This window comes from Glycocaulis sp., assembly GCF_050485565.1.
Taxonomy (GTDB): Bacteria; Pseudomonadota; Alphaproteobacteria; order Caulobacterales; family Maricaulaceae; genus Glycocaulis.
In genome coordinates, this window is record NZ_JBJHBQ010000005.1 from 206,602 (window position 1) to 219,425 (window position 12,824).

Consider the following 12,824-nt stretch of genomic DNA (forward strand, 5'->3'; position numbering starts at 1 on the left):
TACACCGGAACCGACTATGCCAGCGATGAGTCTTTTTTCGGTAAACAGCATAGGAGCGATGATATGGCCCCGCAAAAGATCGGCGCGGACGCCGCCCTGAAACAGCTTGATGGCTGGACCAGGGCTGACGGCACGCGCGACGCCATTACCCGCACGCTGAAATTTGATGATTTCAACGCCGCCTTCGGGTTTATGACGCGCGTGGCGCTGAAAGCCGACAAGATGGACCATCACCCTGAATGGTTCAATGTTTACAATAAGGTGGAGATTATTCTGACCACGCATGACTGCGATGGCGTCAGCGCCCTCGACGTGGAGATGGCCCGGTTCATCAACGCCGCTGCTGGTGCCTGAACCGGACTTTGCCGCGAACCTATGGCTCGTGCAGCGCAATCGCGCGGATCAGGACCTGGGCACCCCGCGTGCCGAGCGTCCTGTCGGTCGATTGCTGCAACAAGCGCGTAATCCTGACAAAATCAGGTACATCGCCGGCCCGGTATCCCAGCCCCCCATAGCTGGTCAGCACAGTGGTATAGCCGTCGCGCAGCCGCAACATGCTGTCGCGCGCCTGCTCGCGAAGCGCCTCGTCGGGGATATCCAGCGAGAACTGGACCTCCAGCACACCGCCAACATAGCCGCCCGCCCGCACCGAGGCCGATACCGGCTCCATGCGCACATAGCTTGGCGATGTGGACAAAACCCGGTCCGACGGCCCGGAGTGCGCTTCGGACTCGTCCGCTGGCGGGCCTGACAGGGCAAGGGCGGCAGACGCCAGAATGAGGGCAAGGAGCTGTTCCATGCCCGTCAGCTTACCGGCAAGCGGGTAAACAAGCGGTTGGCGAGGCGTGGCTAGAAATCAGCGCTGAGGCGCGACAGGGACGGATCAAGCATGACGGCCTGCCGGTAATAGCCGCGCGCGGAAGCAATCTCGCCCGAAGCCCGGCTGGCATAGGCCAGTGACACAAGGATGCTGGCATTGTCCGGCGCGCCGCGATGCGCGCGTTCCAGCGCATGGGCCGCAGAATGGTGCATGCCCAGCGCTGTCATGACCTGGCCCTGCTCATACCGGCGCCATGGCGAGTCTTCGGCCGCGATCGCCCGGTCGATATGGGACAGCGCTTCACGATTGCGCCCCGCCCGGCGGGCATGGCTTGCCTGCTCGTCATGCCAGATGGCGGCAAATTGCGGTGTCAGCGCACCGGGGCTAAGGCCGGCCAGCTCTGTCTGCGCCGCGCCATGCTCTCCGGCAAGGCGTGCGCCGCGCGCTGCCATCAGCCGGTCCTGTGGAGCGCCCGATAGCATCGCCGCATCCCGCCAGGCATGCCGCGTCCCGCTCCAGTCACCGGCCGCTTCGGCGCGATAGGCATAGCTGCGCAGGGCGAAAAGCTGTTCTTCGACGCTCAGCGTGTGGCGCTCGGCCAGCACGGCCTGCAGAGCCGTCACCGCACGGTCATTATCGCCAATATCAATTGCGCAGGTTGCCGCCGCCAGCCAGTCGTGCGCATCCCCGCTGGTGCGGGCCAGTTCCACAAAGGCGCTATGGGCGGCCCGGCACTGACCCTCTGCTGCCAGCGCATAGGCGCGCTCGCGCAAGGCATAATCCTCGGCGACCTGCCCCGATACGCTCAGGCCAGCAGCCACCAGCACCGCGCCAAACGCGGTCTTGATAACACTGCCAGCGTGAATGGAAGCGAGAAGCGCCACGTCCTGCCTCTGGCCTTAACCCTAAGACGGCAAGGTTTATACGCCTGCTGGCGCTTGTCTTCCAGAGAAATCGAAGCGGAATGCACAAATCATGAACTGTCAGAAATTGACCACCACACGTCCGATTACGCTCTGGCCGGGCGTGTCGCCCATGCCCGCCCGGTATTCCAGCTCGAAATCAACCCGGTGGCGGTAGGCGCGATACTGATCCTCACCAAACCAGCGCGAAACCATCACCCCGGCACCGGCTTCCAGCCGCTCACGCGTGACCAGGCTGTCATTGGAAATCTGGCCCACGGCGGTGAGGTAGGGCGTGACGGCCCAGCCTTCGCCGGCCCGGAAGCGCAGGCCATGGCGCACCGAGGCGTAGGCGGACGTGAACTGCGGATCGTCCGGTATCCAGGCCAGGTCGCCATAGAGGCTGGTATAGGTCCAGCGGTCGGCAACCGGGTTCCAGTCACCGCCTTGCGTCCAGCCATAGGAGGCCCGCAAGAGCCAGGCATCGCGCGCCAGATCGCCGCCAGCGATCAGGCGTTCGCCCGCCAGGTTGAAATCATGGCTGGCAAAGGGCTTCCAGCGCACGCCGAGACCAAGCTGCAGCGTATCATCGGCAAGGGAGAGCGATCCGGCCTCAAGGCTTTGATAGGCGCGGCCATAAAGGGTCAGGCCCCGGCCTGCGCGGTACAGGCCCTCTGGCCGCCAGCCCGCCTCCATGCCGATCTGGCTTTCAAAACTGCCCTGCTCCGGCAAGGCAAACCCGCCCGGAGCCACGTCATCGCGATAGGTCAGATAGCCGGTGAAATATGTGGTCCGCTCCAGCGTCTCCACCTCGCGGCGCAGGCGGTAAACCCGCATCGGATCCTCATTGCCGGTCTGCGCCACGTGATGACGGTCAATGGCATCGCGAAAAGCAATGGCCGCGGCGCTACGCTGCCCGGCCGCCGCGCGGGCATAGCCCTCTTCCTCACGCACGGTCAGGTTCAGCTGCTCGCGGCCCGCCACATCGGCAAAGATCAGCGCCGCATCCTCATGGCGGCCAGCCCGGCGATAGGCATAGGCATTGGCCAGCGCAATCTCGCGACTGTGCGGATCGGCGCTATAGGCCGCTTCCAGCGCCATGAGCGCCCCGGCATGATCGCCCGCCGCCTGCAGCCAGAGCCCCTTGTCGAAATGCCGGAAAGCGGCCGGTTCGATGGCAATGGCCCGATCCATCCACATCGCCGCCTCACGCGGCTGGTCAGTGGCAATCGCGCGCGCACGTTCCTCGAAAAGAAGCGCCCGTTCGCTGCCGTCAAAAGCCGTTTCATCGAGTGTGGCCAGTCGCGCGCGCGCTGCACCCTCCTCGCCCGCCAGCCGCATGGCCCGCGCCGCCCGCAGACGGTCACTGGCCGATTGCGACAGGCTGGCCGCCTCCGCCCATGCCCAGCGCGAGCGGTTCAGATCACCGGCGGCTTCAGCCTGGAAGCCGATGGAGCGCAGCACATAAAGCAGCGCGTCTGAGTCCAGGCCGCCAATCGTGTGGGCGTAGAGATAGGCTTCCAGCGCCGTGGCCGGATCACCCAACGTCACGGCGCAATCACCGGCCATGATCCAGCCCTGCGCGGTACCGGCATTGACGGCCTGCGTGCGCAGATGCTCATAGCCGCAAGCGGCCGGCTCGGAGCCGCTGGCAAAGGCCGTAACGGCGCGCGTCAGGTCCGGACCGGACTCAAACAGGAGACCGGCAGCCAGAAGGCCGAGCGCGGTATTGAACCGCAGGCGTGTCAGGCGGGGGCGAGCGTGTCTCATGACATTGTCTCCAGTATGCGCGCCGGAACAGGCACAGGCGGCGGGGCGGGCATTGCCTGCCTCACGGCACCGGCGCGCCTGTCCAGATCGAAATTGACGCGTGCTTGCAAGGGGGGAGGCAGGGCGGCGCGAGCCGCTGCAGGCACAGGGTTTGCCAGCTTTGCCGTGAGCGTGTCGGGCAGGGCGCGCGCAGCCCTTGGCCGCTCATGCGAGGCAAAGCTCGACTGGGTGCGGCGTATCTCCTCGGGCGAGGGATAGGAGTGCATGGTCTTGTCCCAGGTGATCGCCACGCCGGTAACCAGGTGGACGATCCAGCGCCGGTTGGCCCGCGCCGCAGCGAGAAAGCCGATATAGTTGGCAACCACCATGCGCACCGGCACCAGCACCATGTATTTGATCCCGTGTGTGGTGCCGGTGAAGATCAGCCGGTGGACCAGCCGGTTCACCAGGAACCAGAAATTGATCAGCACGATCGACCACACCCAGCTTTTCGGATCGATCAGCGGCGGCAGCCCGCCTGCTTCAGGAATGATGGCCGAGATTAACCAGTACAGCGCCCACTGGACAGTGATGAAATAGGCCAGCATGCCCGTGGGCGCGGTCCAGATCGCCTTGCGGTCACGATAGAGAAAATAGCGGTGAACGAGCGGCCCCACCCATCCCAGCTGGCGCCAGCCCATATAGGAAATGCCCAGCATCCAGCGTGATTTTTGCCTTACCGACACCTTCATCTGGTCGGGAAAGAACTCGCGCGTGCACACCAGCTCGACGCGCGTGCGGCGCTTGCCTTTGGGCGTTGTCACCCGCACGCGGGCAAAATAGCGCACGAAGGCAGACTTGAACCCGGCCTCATAGAGGCGGTGACCGATATCATAGTCCTCGGTCAGGCTGTCGGTATTGAAAGGCAGGTTCTCGCGCTCGGCATTGAGCAGATCAATGACCCGGCGCGACAGCGCGGTTGCCACCCCGGCAGAGGGCACTTGCGCGGTCATGTGGGAGCGTACGACCAGATCCTTGGTATGCCACTCGGCGAACTCGTCCATGTAATGACCCGCCACCAGCGCGTTCCAGGCGCGCGGCATGGACAGGACCGGCAATTGCACCATGTCGGCCCGGTCCAGCCACGCATTCATCACCTTGAAGGACAGGGGATGGATGACATCCTCGCTGTCATGCATGACGAACGCGTCATAGCGCTTGCCGGTCTGGGACTCGCGCGCAATCGCGTTCTGGACGATCCAGTTCAGGCAATCGGCTTTCGAGGTCGGTCCTGGATGGCCGACATTGGCCCGGTAGACATTGCCATGACGGGCCACCAGCGCATCGGCCTCGCGGATCGTGTCCGCGTCATTGGGGTAGACCCCGATGAAGATGTCATAGGCGGTGTAATCAAGCTCCTGAATGGTGTGGTCCACCATGCGGGCGATGACATCGGCCTCGTGCCAGGCCGGAATGAGTATGGCCAGGCGCTTTTCGGGCATGGCGCGCAGTTTTTCGACCGAAGGGATGCGCCGGAAGGGCCGCAAGACGAGGTTCTGCGCCGTCAGCACCCAGTAATAGAGGTCGAGAAACGTGTCATCGATGGAGGAGACGAAGATCACCAAAGCGGCGTAGACCGTCGCCCAGGAGAGCACCATCCAGTAGAGGCGCGCCGCTTCTCCCAGGCTTTCGCGGGTTGCCGGGTCGGCAAACCAGTCACCGAAGCCCCCGACCAGGCCCGTAACCACCTCAATGAGAGAAAACCAGTCCATCCCCGCCCCGCTAGTCTGATGCCCGGGATCTGCCGGGCACGCTCTAGGGGTAGGGGCGGAGTTTGCTGAAAATTAATCCTGATTAAGGCGATAAAAGGCCAACAATTACAGTCAGATCGGGTTCATCTTCGGTTCATCTTGGGTGCGTGAACACCATTAACGCATTGAAATTATGCGCCCCGGACCGGGCACCGGCGACAGGTCCGCTGAAAGCCGAGTGCCTCATTACCGCCGTTTTAGGCAAAGCCTGCCCGAAAGCGCCTGCACGGTTCGCAAGGCATGACCGCGCGCCCGCAAGCCTGAGCGGGGCCGGTAGAGCGAACACAAAGAAGAACGGGAAGAAATGGTGGAGCCGAGCGGGATCGAACCGCTGACCTCGTCATTGCGAACGACGCGCTCTCCCAACTGAGCTACGGCCCCACTTCTCGAAGAGGTCAGGGAGGTAGTGCCGGGCAGGCCGTCTTGTCAAGCAGCGGATGGAGCGGCTTTGAAAATCGCTAGCCATCCGCTTGACGCCCGCCACGCCGCATAGATAGTGCGGGCAATCGGGGGAGGCATGGCGCGTATGGAAGCCTTGACGCATTCAATGTCCACGCACGGCTTCATGCCCCATGGCATGTGCTATCTGTGGGAACCCTCCATTTTGTGGACCCACGTGCTCTCCGACGCCGCCATCGCGCTGGCCTATTTCTCAATTCCCGCCGCTCTTGCGCTTTTCTCGGTCAAGCGCCCGGATCTGGTCTACCGCCCGGTCATGTGGCTGTTCGTGGCGTTCATCCTGCTATGCGGCACGACGCATTTGTTCTCCATCTGGACGGTTTGGAACCCGCATTATCAGATTGAGGGCCTGCTCAAGGCCATGACAGCGGCGGTGTCGCTGGCAACCGCCATCGCGCTATGGCCGTTACTGCCACGCGCGCTGGCCCTGCCCTCCAATATCCAGCTGCAACGCTCCAACCAGGCCCTTCAGGCCGAGATCGGCCGCCGGGACGAGGCCGAGGCGCGCCTGATGGCGGTGACAGGCCAGCTTGAACACCGCGTCATCCAGCGCACGCGCGATCTGGAACGTGCCAATGCAGCCCTGCGCCAGTTTGCCGCCGCCGCCGCCCATGATCTCCAGGCACCCTTGCGCCACATCCATATCTTCTCCCAGCTCATCGAACAGGAAGAAGCCGCCACCATGAGTGCGGACGGTCAAAAGCACCTGCTCAAGGTGCGCGAGGGCGCACAGCGCGCGCAGACCCTGATCGGCGTGCTTCAGGAATACGCGCAGCTGGTGAACCGGCTGCCGCAGGCCGAGACGGTGGAGCTGACGCGTATCCTTGCCAGCGTGAGCTCGTCACTGGATGACGAAATCGAAGCCAGCGGCGCGTCCCTGGATTTTGACGGCTTGCCCGCCGTGGAGGGCGATACCGTCCTTCTGACCCAACTTTTTCAAAATCTGGTTTCCAACGCGATAAAGTACCGCTCCGCCCTGGCACCGGTCATTACCGTACGCGGCAGGCAAGCCGATGACGGCATGATCGAAATTTCCATTGCAGACAATGGAATCGGGATCGATCCGGCTCACGCCCAGACCATTTTCCAGATGATGAAACGCCTCCATGACGACACCCGCTATCCCGGCATGGGAGTCGGTCTGGCCTTCTGCAAGGAGATCGTCGAGAGCCATGGCGGCGAAATTTGGCTGGACGAAACCCACCTTCACGGCGCACGCTTCTGCCTGACCCTGCCAGCACCCGGCTCTTCGCCCGCTGGCGGTGTTGCCCAGGAAGCCAGCGAGCCAGAGGGCTCGGGGGGAGAAAATGGCGAAAAATATCCGTCTCCTGCTCGTCGAGGACGATGAGAGCGACGCGTTCCTGACCAAGCGTGCCTTCGCCGATATGAAAGGCACCAATCTCATGCATGTGCCGGGCGGACAGGCGGCGCTGGACGCGCTGCAATCGGGCCGGTTTGACATCATGCTGCTTGATCTGGACCTGCCGGGCCTCTCTGGCCACCAGGTCATCACGGCCCTGCGCGAACGCGAGGAGCCGGAGCTGGTGCCGATCATCGTGTTCACCTCGTCAAACCATCCCGGCGATATCGACAGGGCCTATGAGGCCGGGGCCAGCGCCTATGTGCGCAAGCCCGACAGCCTGGGCGGCTACCAGCAGGTGGCCGACGCGGTATGCCGCTTTTGGCGGGATCATGCCGAGATACCCGGCCGGCACTGAGCACGCCGCACATGGCACGCTTGCGGCACGCCCTTGCGTGACCAGGCTTTGCCCGTCTAGACAGTCGCCACCCCTTGCTACGCCACGGCGTGCGTCCAGACGGAGACAGCGATGACCTTTGGTCAGGCCCTGATTATCTATTTCATCATTCCGGTACTGAATATTCTGGTACTGCTCATCTTCGTAAACGTGGTGCTGAGCTGGCTCGTCGCCTTCAACGTGGTCAATCCGCAAAACCAGTTCGTCAACACGATCTGGCGGGCGACCAGCGCGCTGACCGAGCCGGTCCTTGGGCCGATCCGCCGCATCCTGCCGCCTCTGGGCGGGATTGACCTTTCACCGCTGGTCTTGCTGCTCATCATCTTCTTCGTGCGCGAATGGGTGATTATGGGGCAGATATTCCCGGCTCTGGGCTAACCCGCGTGACCACATCTGATTTCATCCAGCATCGCGAAGGGCTTGCCAGCCTGATTGACGGCAAGCTGGCCTCGGCAGCACTGGACGCGGCCGTCGCCTCGCAGGCCGCCAGCCTGGCCGCCCGTATCGGGCGCAAGCCCTGCCTCGCCGTCGTGCTGGTGGGCGATGATCCGGCAAGCCATGTCTATGTACGCAACAAGGTACGCCGCACTGAAGCGGCGGGCATGATCTCGCAGGAATTCCGCCGCCCCGATGATCTGGGCGAGGCAGAGCTGATCGCGCTGGTTGAAACGCTCAACGCCGATCCGGCGGTGGATGGCATTCTGGTGCAGATGCCGCTGCCCGGCCATATCGATGCCCGGCGCGTCGTGGAAACGATTGATCCTGCCAAGGATGTCGATGGCCTGACCGCCACCAGCGCGGGCCGGCTTGTACTGGGCGCTGATGGTTTGCGCCCGTGCACGCCATCGGGCTGTGTATGGCTGGCACGAAAGGCGCTCGGCGATCTGTCCGGGCTTCATACAGTGGTGATCGGGCGCTCCATCCTGGTCGGCAAGCCGGCCGGCCTGCTCTTTCTTGAACAGAATTGCACGGTGACGCTGGCCCATTCGCGCACGCGCGACCTGCCGGGCGTGTGCCGTTCAGCCGATATTCTGGTCGCTGCCGTCGGCAGGGCGCAAATGGTGCAGGGCGGCTGGATCAAGCCGGGCGCATGTGTGCTCGATGTCGGCATCAACCGCACCGATACCGGACTGGTTGGCGATGTCGCCTTTGAGGCGAGCGAGCGCGTTGCCGGCCATATCACGCCCGTTCCCGGCGGCATCGGCCCCATGACCATTGCTGTCCTGCTGGCCAATACGCTGAAGGCTGCCGCTGCACGCACGGGACAGTCAATCGACGATCCCCTCGCAGGATAGGGCAGGTCTTTACGCTTTGCTAAGCGCGCTGGACTAGCTTGAAAGCATGAGCGCTGTTGCAAAAACAACCCAGACCCTGCGCGTCCTGCATGTCGAGGATGACTTCGCAGATGCCATGCTGCTGCAGCAGGCATTGTGCGATGCAGGCGGCTATGAATTCGAGCTGGAAGTGGTGCGCACGCTGACCGATGCCAAGCGCAAACTGGCCCGGCGCCAGTTTGATCTCATCATTGTCGATCTGCGCCTGCCGGACTCGATAGACCCCGCCGACACGGTGCGCACGGCAGAAAAGATCGCGCGCGGCACGCCGGTTCTGGTGCTGACCGGTTCGGCGCGTGTGGATGCCGAGACGCTGGGTCCGCATCTCACCATTCTGGACAAGAACGAGTTCTTCAACGGCAAGGACCGCACGGCGAGCTTCCGCCTGATGCGCCAGGTTCAGGATGCTGCCAACGACGCGCTGCGTCTCTAGGCGGCCTGCCCGCCCTTTCCACAAAGCATCGCCGCCCTAGCTCATCTCGACATGAGCAATACCTTGTCGTCCCTGCCTGAAAACTATCGCGCGGTGATCGTCGGCGCGTCCGGCGGCATTGGCGGCGCGTTTGTGCGCCATCTGGCCGCTGATCCGCGCTGCGGTGAAGTGATCGCCCTATCGCGTTCAGGACGCGTATATCAGGGCGCGAAGATCACACCCGGCAGGATCGATCTGGAAGACCCGGCGAGCATCAGGGGCGCGCTGGTGCCTGTAAGCGCCGGCGGCCCGGTGCATCTGGTGATCGTCGCCAGCGGCGTATTGCACGGGGAGGATTTCGGGCCGGAGAAGACATGGCGTCATCTGAACGCCGCCAGCATGGCCAGGCTGTTCGCCATCAACACGACAGGCCCGGCACTCGTGGCCGCCGCCCTGCTGGACGCCCTGCCGCGCGAGGGCAAATCGGTCTTTGCCGCCCTCTCGGCGCGCGTCGGCTCGATATCGGACAACCGGCTGGGCGGCTGGCACGCCTACCGGGCATCCAAGGCCGCGCTGAACCAGATCATCCGCACACTATCCATCGAGCTTGCCCGAAAACGCCCGGAAGCGCTGATCGTCGGCCTGCATCCCGGCACCGTGGAAACGGCCCTGTCAGAGCCCTTCCGGGGCAATGTCCCAGAGGGAAAGCTCTTCACGCCGGAATACAGCGCCGGGCACCTCCTCAAGGTCATCGACACGCTTGGCCCTGAGCACTCCGGACGCTGTTTCGATTTTGCAGGCGAAGAAGTCGCGCCCTAGCTCACCGCCCGGTCGCGGCCCTTCCAGTAGGGCTCGCGAAGAACGCGCTTCAATATCTTGCCCGTGGGATTGCGCGGCAGGGCATCGATGAAATCGACCGTCTTGGGTACCTTGTAGGCCGCGATGCGCTCCCTTGCGTGGGCGATCAGGGCTTCGGGCGTCACGTCCGATCCCGGCGCTTTCACCACCACGGCCTTCACCGCCTCGCCCCAGCGCTCATCCGGCACGCCGATCACGGCGACATCAGCCACGCCCGGATGGGAGAAAAGCGCGTTTTCCACCTCTGCCGGATAGATGTTCTCGCCCCCGGAGATGATCATGTCCTTCACCCGGTCATGGATGAAGAGATAGCCATCCTCGTCCAGATACCCCGCATCGCCCGATTTGAACCAACCGTCTGAATTGATCGCCTCTGCCGTGGCATCAGGCCGGTTCCAATAGCCTGTCATCAGGCTGGTGCCACGTATCCACACCTCGCCCACCTCGCCTTGCGGGGCCGGCTTGCCATCCTCGCCCGCGACGCGGATCTCGATACCGGCATTCGGCTTGCCTGCAGCGCGCAGCTTGCCGCGCGCAGGATCATGGTCGGCAGGGGGCAGATGCACCGCCGCGCCATTGGTCTCGGTGAGACCATAAAATTGCAAAAACCCGCAATCGAAAATCTTCGCCGCTTTCAGCAGCAATTCTTCCGCAATCGGCGAGGCACCATAGGCGACAAGCCTGAGCGAGGAGAAATCACGCGGTTTCGCCGCGCTCGCCTGCACCAGAAACAGGATCACCGCCGGCACGAAGAAGCTGGTCTGCACCTTGTGCTGTTCTATGAGATCAAGGATAGCGACCGGATCGACTTCCTTCACGATGATATTGGTCGCCGCCTGATAGAAGCCCAGCAATGCCCAGTTCGTGCCCGCCACGTGGAAATAGGGCATGGCCACCAGGTTTGGATCGCCCGGCTCCCATGTCACGAAGCCGTCATGCAGGCCCTGCTCGAAGAGCGACAGATACGCCCCGTGCGACAGCACCACGCCCTTGGGGTGGCCGGTCGTGCCGGAGGTGTAGAGCTGGAGCACGTCCTCTTTCGGGTCCGTCTTCCGCATCGGGTCGGCATCGGACTGGCTGTTCCGCCAGCCGGTATAGCCCTTCCATTTGGCGTGTCCGCCATCGAGCGCGATAACGGTGCGCAACGAGGGCAGGGCAGGCTGCAGGCTCTCCACAAGGCCGTAATATTCGGCATCCACAAAGAGCGTGGTGACGCCCGCATCCTTCAGGATGAAGAGGATTTCCGGCGCCGCGAGGCGCCAGTTCACGCCCGTCAGCACGCATCGCGCCTTGGCCGCACCGAACAGGAGCTCGGCGAAATAATCACTGTTCTTGCCCAGATGGCCTACGCGCGCGCCCGGCTCGCACCCCAGCGCGATCAGCCCGTTGGCGACCCGGCTGGCATGGCCATCCAGCGCAGCATAGCTCGTGGTGCGATCCTGGAATATCTGCGCCGCCACCTTGCCATTTGCGCGCGCCTGCTGGCGCACGACATCGGCCATGGATACGAGCATGCCCGCATCGATCATCTGTCTCCTCCCTCATTTCGCGCGGGAGCTTTGCCCCTCACGCCCCGGCCACTGACGGGCCGCTCAATGAGGGATGATAGGGGAAGAAGGATAAAGGGGAAGGGGGTGTCGAAACGCCAAGTAACGCGCTAACGTTCGAGAAAGCACTACAGGCGAAATTCGATGATACTCCGTCTCTGCTCCGCAATAGCGATGCTTCATCTCACTGCCCCAGCTCAGGCGCAGCTGTATAAATGCGAGTTCAGGAACCGGGCTGTTCCCGCCGCCGATGGCCTGATCATTCATCAAGGAGACGATCAGTTTGTACAGGCAATGGCCGAGCTGTTCTTCGACGTGCAGACCGGCAGCTTGCGGCTTAGGGCTTGGGACGAACCCATTCAATATGACGTCATCCACCCAGGGGATGTAGATGGGGGTCACAACATGCGTGCTATCTTCCGGGATTCCCTTACCTTCCTGAACATCGCCGTGTGGGAGGAAGGGATGCCGTTTGTCTACTACAACGGCATTGGCTACTTCGGAGGAGGCTGTGAACGGGTTGCGGGCAGACCCTAAAAATGGTGCCGCTTGCGTGACTCGAACACGCGACCTACGCATTACGAATGCGTTGCTCTACCAGCTGAGCTAAAGCGGCTTTGCCACGTCGTTTAACGGGCGGGTGCGGGTGTGAGCGCTACGGCCCCTTCCCGGCGGCGCGCAAACTATCCGCGAACGCACCTCTTCGCAAGCGCGCTTGTGCGTGTGGTTTCCCCTCGTGCTTCGAGACGTTCGCTACGCTCACCCTCAGCATGAGGGGAAGGCACCCTGTGCCCCCATCCTGACATGACTGTGAACTGGCCCAACTTCGTCACCCCCGCGCAGGCGGGGGTCCAGAGATCGTAGGGGAATGACAGCGCCAGGTGCCTCTGGGTTCCCGCCGGAGTTTATCCCCGCGGAGGCGGGGACGGGAACGACGAGGGGGGCAGCGAACCGGGCCATGACAGCGAGAGAGACTATTAGATACCGCGTTTCCCCGACGAAAGCCGGGGCCCAGAAAGGCTGGGCACCGGCGTGCGCCGGTGAAACGAAATCTGGGTTCCGGGTGTCGCTGCGCTCCCCCGGAATGACGAGGGGTAGTGTAGCTGTGGGGTCCACTACCCCGCCTTCGCCCGTATCGCCTCCACGACGGGCTTTGCCAGCGCATCGAAAAAGGC

13 protein-coding genes and 2 tRNA genes are annotated in these 12,824 nt (G+C 63.2%); 8 read left to right on the forward strand and 7 right to left on the reverse strand.

From position 1 onward, the window contains the following. Positions 1-63 precede the first annotated feature (63 nt). Positions 64-354, forward strand: coding sequence for a 4a-hydroxytetrahydrobiopterin dehydratase (locus ACQ5ID_RS07755; RefSeq protein WP_429911879.1), 291 nt, complete (start codon positions 64-66; stop codon positions 352-354). Positions 355-373: 19 nt separating this feature from the next. On the opposite strand, the gene ACQ5ID_RS07760 is transcribed toward ACQ5ID_RS07755, so the two are convergent. From ACQ5ID_RS07760 to ACQ5ID_RS07780, 5 genes are all read right to left on the reverse strand, one after another. Then, positions 374-799 (reverse strand): hypothetical protein, encoded by a 426-nt coding sequence (locus tag ACQ5ID_RS07760; protein WP_429911880.1) that lies wholly within the window; start codon positions 797-799, stop codon positions 374-376. A gap of 50 nt (positions 800-849) precedes the next feature. Further along, positions 850-1,704 (reverse strand): hypothetical protein, encoded by an 855-nt coding sequence (locus ACQ5ID_RS07765; protein WP_429911881.1) that lies wholly within the window; start codon positions 1,702-1,704, stop codon positions 850-852. Positions 1,705-1,803: 99 nt separating this feature from the next. Continuing rightward, on the reverse strand, positions 1,804-3,492 hold the full coding sequence (locus ACQ5ID_RS07770; RefSeq protein WP_429911882.1) for an NfrA family protein: 1,689 nt from the start codon (positions 3,490-3,492) through the stop codon (positions 1,804-1,806). Then, entirely contained in the window at positions 3,489-5,243 is a 1,755-nt protein-coding gene (locus ACQ5ID_RS07775; RefSeq protein ID WP_429911883.1) for a glycosyl transferase family protein, read from the reverse strand. The genes ACQ5ID_RS07770 and ACQ5ID_RS07775 overlap by 4 nt, the downstream gene beginning before the upstream one ends. 344 nt (positions 5,244-5,587) lie before the next feature. After that, positions 5,588-5,663: transfer RNA gene (locus tag ACQ5ID_RS07780), tRNA-Ala, on the reverse strand. Between the two features lie 145 nt (positions 5,664-5,808). On the opposite strand from ACQ5ID_RS07780, the gene ACQ5ID_RS07785 reads away from it, so the two are divergent. From ACQ5ID_RS07785 to ACQ5ID_RS07810, 6 genes are all read left to right on the forward strand, one after another. Next, a complete protein-coding gene (locus ACQ5ID_RS07785; RefSeq protein WP_429911884.1) occupies positions 5,809-7,089 on the forward strand; it encodes a sensor histidine kinase in 1,281 nt (426 codons plus the stop codon). Then, positions 7,049-7,459 carry a response regulator gene (locus tag ACQ5ID_RS07790; RefSeq protein WP_429911885.1) on the forward strand — a complete coding sequence of 137 codons (411 nt, stop codon included), beginning with the start codon at positions 7,049-7,051 and terminating at the stop codon, positions 7,457-7,459. Before ACQ5ID_RS07785 ends, ACQ5ID_RS07790 begins: the two co-directional genes overlap by 41 nt. 111 nt (positions 7,460-7,570) lie before the next feature. Then, complete coding sequence (locus ACQ5ID_RS07795; RefSeq protein WP_429911886.1) at positions 7,571-7,876, forward strand: YggT family protein; 306 nt, start codon at positions 7,571-7,573, stop codon at positions 7,874-7,876. Positions 7,877-7,881: 5 nt separating this feature from the next. Beyond that, entirely contained in the window at positions 7,882-8,793 is a 912-nt protein-coding gene (locus ACQ5ID_RS07800) for a bifunctional 5,10-methylenetetrahydrofolate dehydrogenase/5,10-methenyltetrahydrofolate cyclohydrolase (protein WP_429911887.1), read from the forward strand. Positions 8,794-8,839: 46 nt separating this feature from the next. Then, complete coding sequence (locus ACQ5ID_RS07805; protein ID WP_429911888.1) at positions 8,840-9,265, forward strand: response regulator; 426 nt, start codon at positions 8,840-8,842, stop codon at positions 9,263-9,265. A gap of 51 nt (positions 9,266-9,316) precedes the next feature. Further along, positions 9,317-10,063, forward strand: coding sequence for an SDR family NAD(P)-dependent oxidoreductase (locus tag ACQ5ID_RS07810; protein WP_429911889.1), 747 nt, complete (start codon positions 9,317-9,319; stop codon positions 10,061-10,063). Here ACQ5ID_RS07810 and ACQ5ID_RS07815 read toward each other — a convergent pair. Further along, a complete protein-coding gene (locus tag ACQ5ID_RS07815) occupies positions 10,060-11,631 on the reverse strand; it encodes a long-chain-fatty-acid--CoA ligase (protein WP_429911890.1) in 1,572 nt (523 codons plus the stop codon). The genes ACQ5ID_RS07810 and ACQ5ID_RS07815 overlap by 4 nt on opposite strands. Before the next feature lie 162 nt (positions 11,632-11,793). On the opposite strand from ACQ5ID_RS07815, the gene ACQ5ID_RS07820 reads away from it, so the two are divergent. Beyond that, positions 11,794-12,186: a hypothetical protein gene (locus ACQ5ID_RS07820; RefSeq protein ID WP_429911891.1), complete on the forward strand. Its 393-nt coding sequence runs from the start codon at positions 11,794-11,796 to the stop codon at positions 12,184-12,186. Between the two features lie 3 nt (positions 12,187-12,189). Here ACQ5ID_RS07820 and ACQ5ID_RS07825 read toward each other — a convergent pair. After that, a tRNA-Thr gene (locus tag ACQ5ID_RS07825) sits at positions 12,190-12,265 on the reverse strand. Between the last annotated feature and the right edge of the window lie 559 nt (positions 12,266-12,824).

Excerpts from the sequence above, each read along its gene's own strand:
- ACQ5ID_RS07755 (WP_429911879.1), top strand. The coding sequence starts at position 64 with ATGGCCCCGCAAAAGATCGGCGCGGACGCCGCCCTGAAACAGCTTGAT.
- ACQ5ID_RS07760 (WP_429911880.1), bottom strand. The coding sequence starts at position 799 with ATGGAACAGCTCCTTGCCCTCATTCTGGCGTCTGCCGCCCTTGCCCTG.
- ACQ5ID_RS07770 (WP_429911882.1), bottom strand. The coding sequence starts at position 3,492 with ATGAGACACGCTCGCCCCCGCCTGACACGCCTGCGGTTCAATACCGCG.
- ACQ5ID_RS07775 (WP_429911883.1), bottom strand. The coding sequence starts at position 5,243 with ATGGACTGGTTTTCTCTCATTGAGGTGGTTACGGGCCTGGTCGGGGGC.
- ACQ5ID_RS07785 (WP_429911884.1), top strand. The coding sequence starts at position 5,809 with ATGGAAGCCTTGACGCATTCAATGTCCACGCACGGCTTCATGCCCCAT.
- ACQ5ID_RS07790 (WP_429911885.1), top strand. The coding sequence starts at position 7,049 with ATGGCGAAAAATATCCGTCTCCTGCTCGTCGAGGACGATGAGAGCGAC.
- ACQ5ID_RS07795 (WP_429911886.1), top strand. The coding sequence starts at position 7,571 with ATGACCTTTGGTCAGGCCCTGATTATCTATTTCATCATTCCGGTACTG.
- ACQ5ID_RS07805 (WP_429911888.1), top strand. The coding sequence starts at position 8,840 with ATGAGCGCTGTTGCAAAAACAACCCAGACCCTGCGCGTCCTGCATGTC.
- ACQ5ID_RS07810 (WP_429911889.1), top strand. The coding sequence starts at position 9,317 with ATGAGCAATACCTTGTCGTCCCTGCCTGAAAACTATCGCGCGGTGATC.
- ACQ5ID_RS07815 (WP_429911890.1), bottom strand. The coding sequence starts at position 11,631 with ATGATCGATGCGGGCATGCTCGTATCCATGGCCGATGTCGTGCGCCAG.
- ACQ5ID_RS07820 (WP_429911891.1), top strand. The coding sequence starts at position 11,794 with ATGATACTCCGTCTCTGCTCCGCAATAGCGATGCTTCATCTCACTGCC.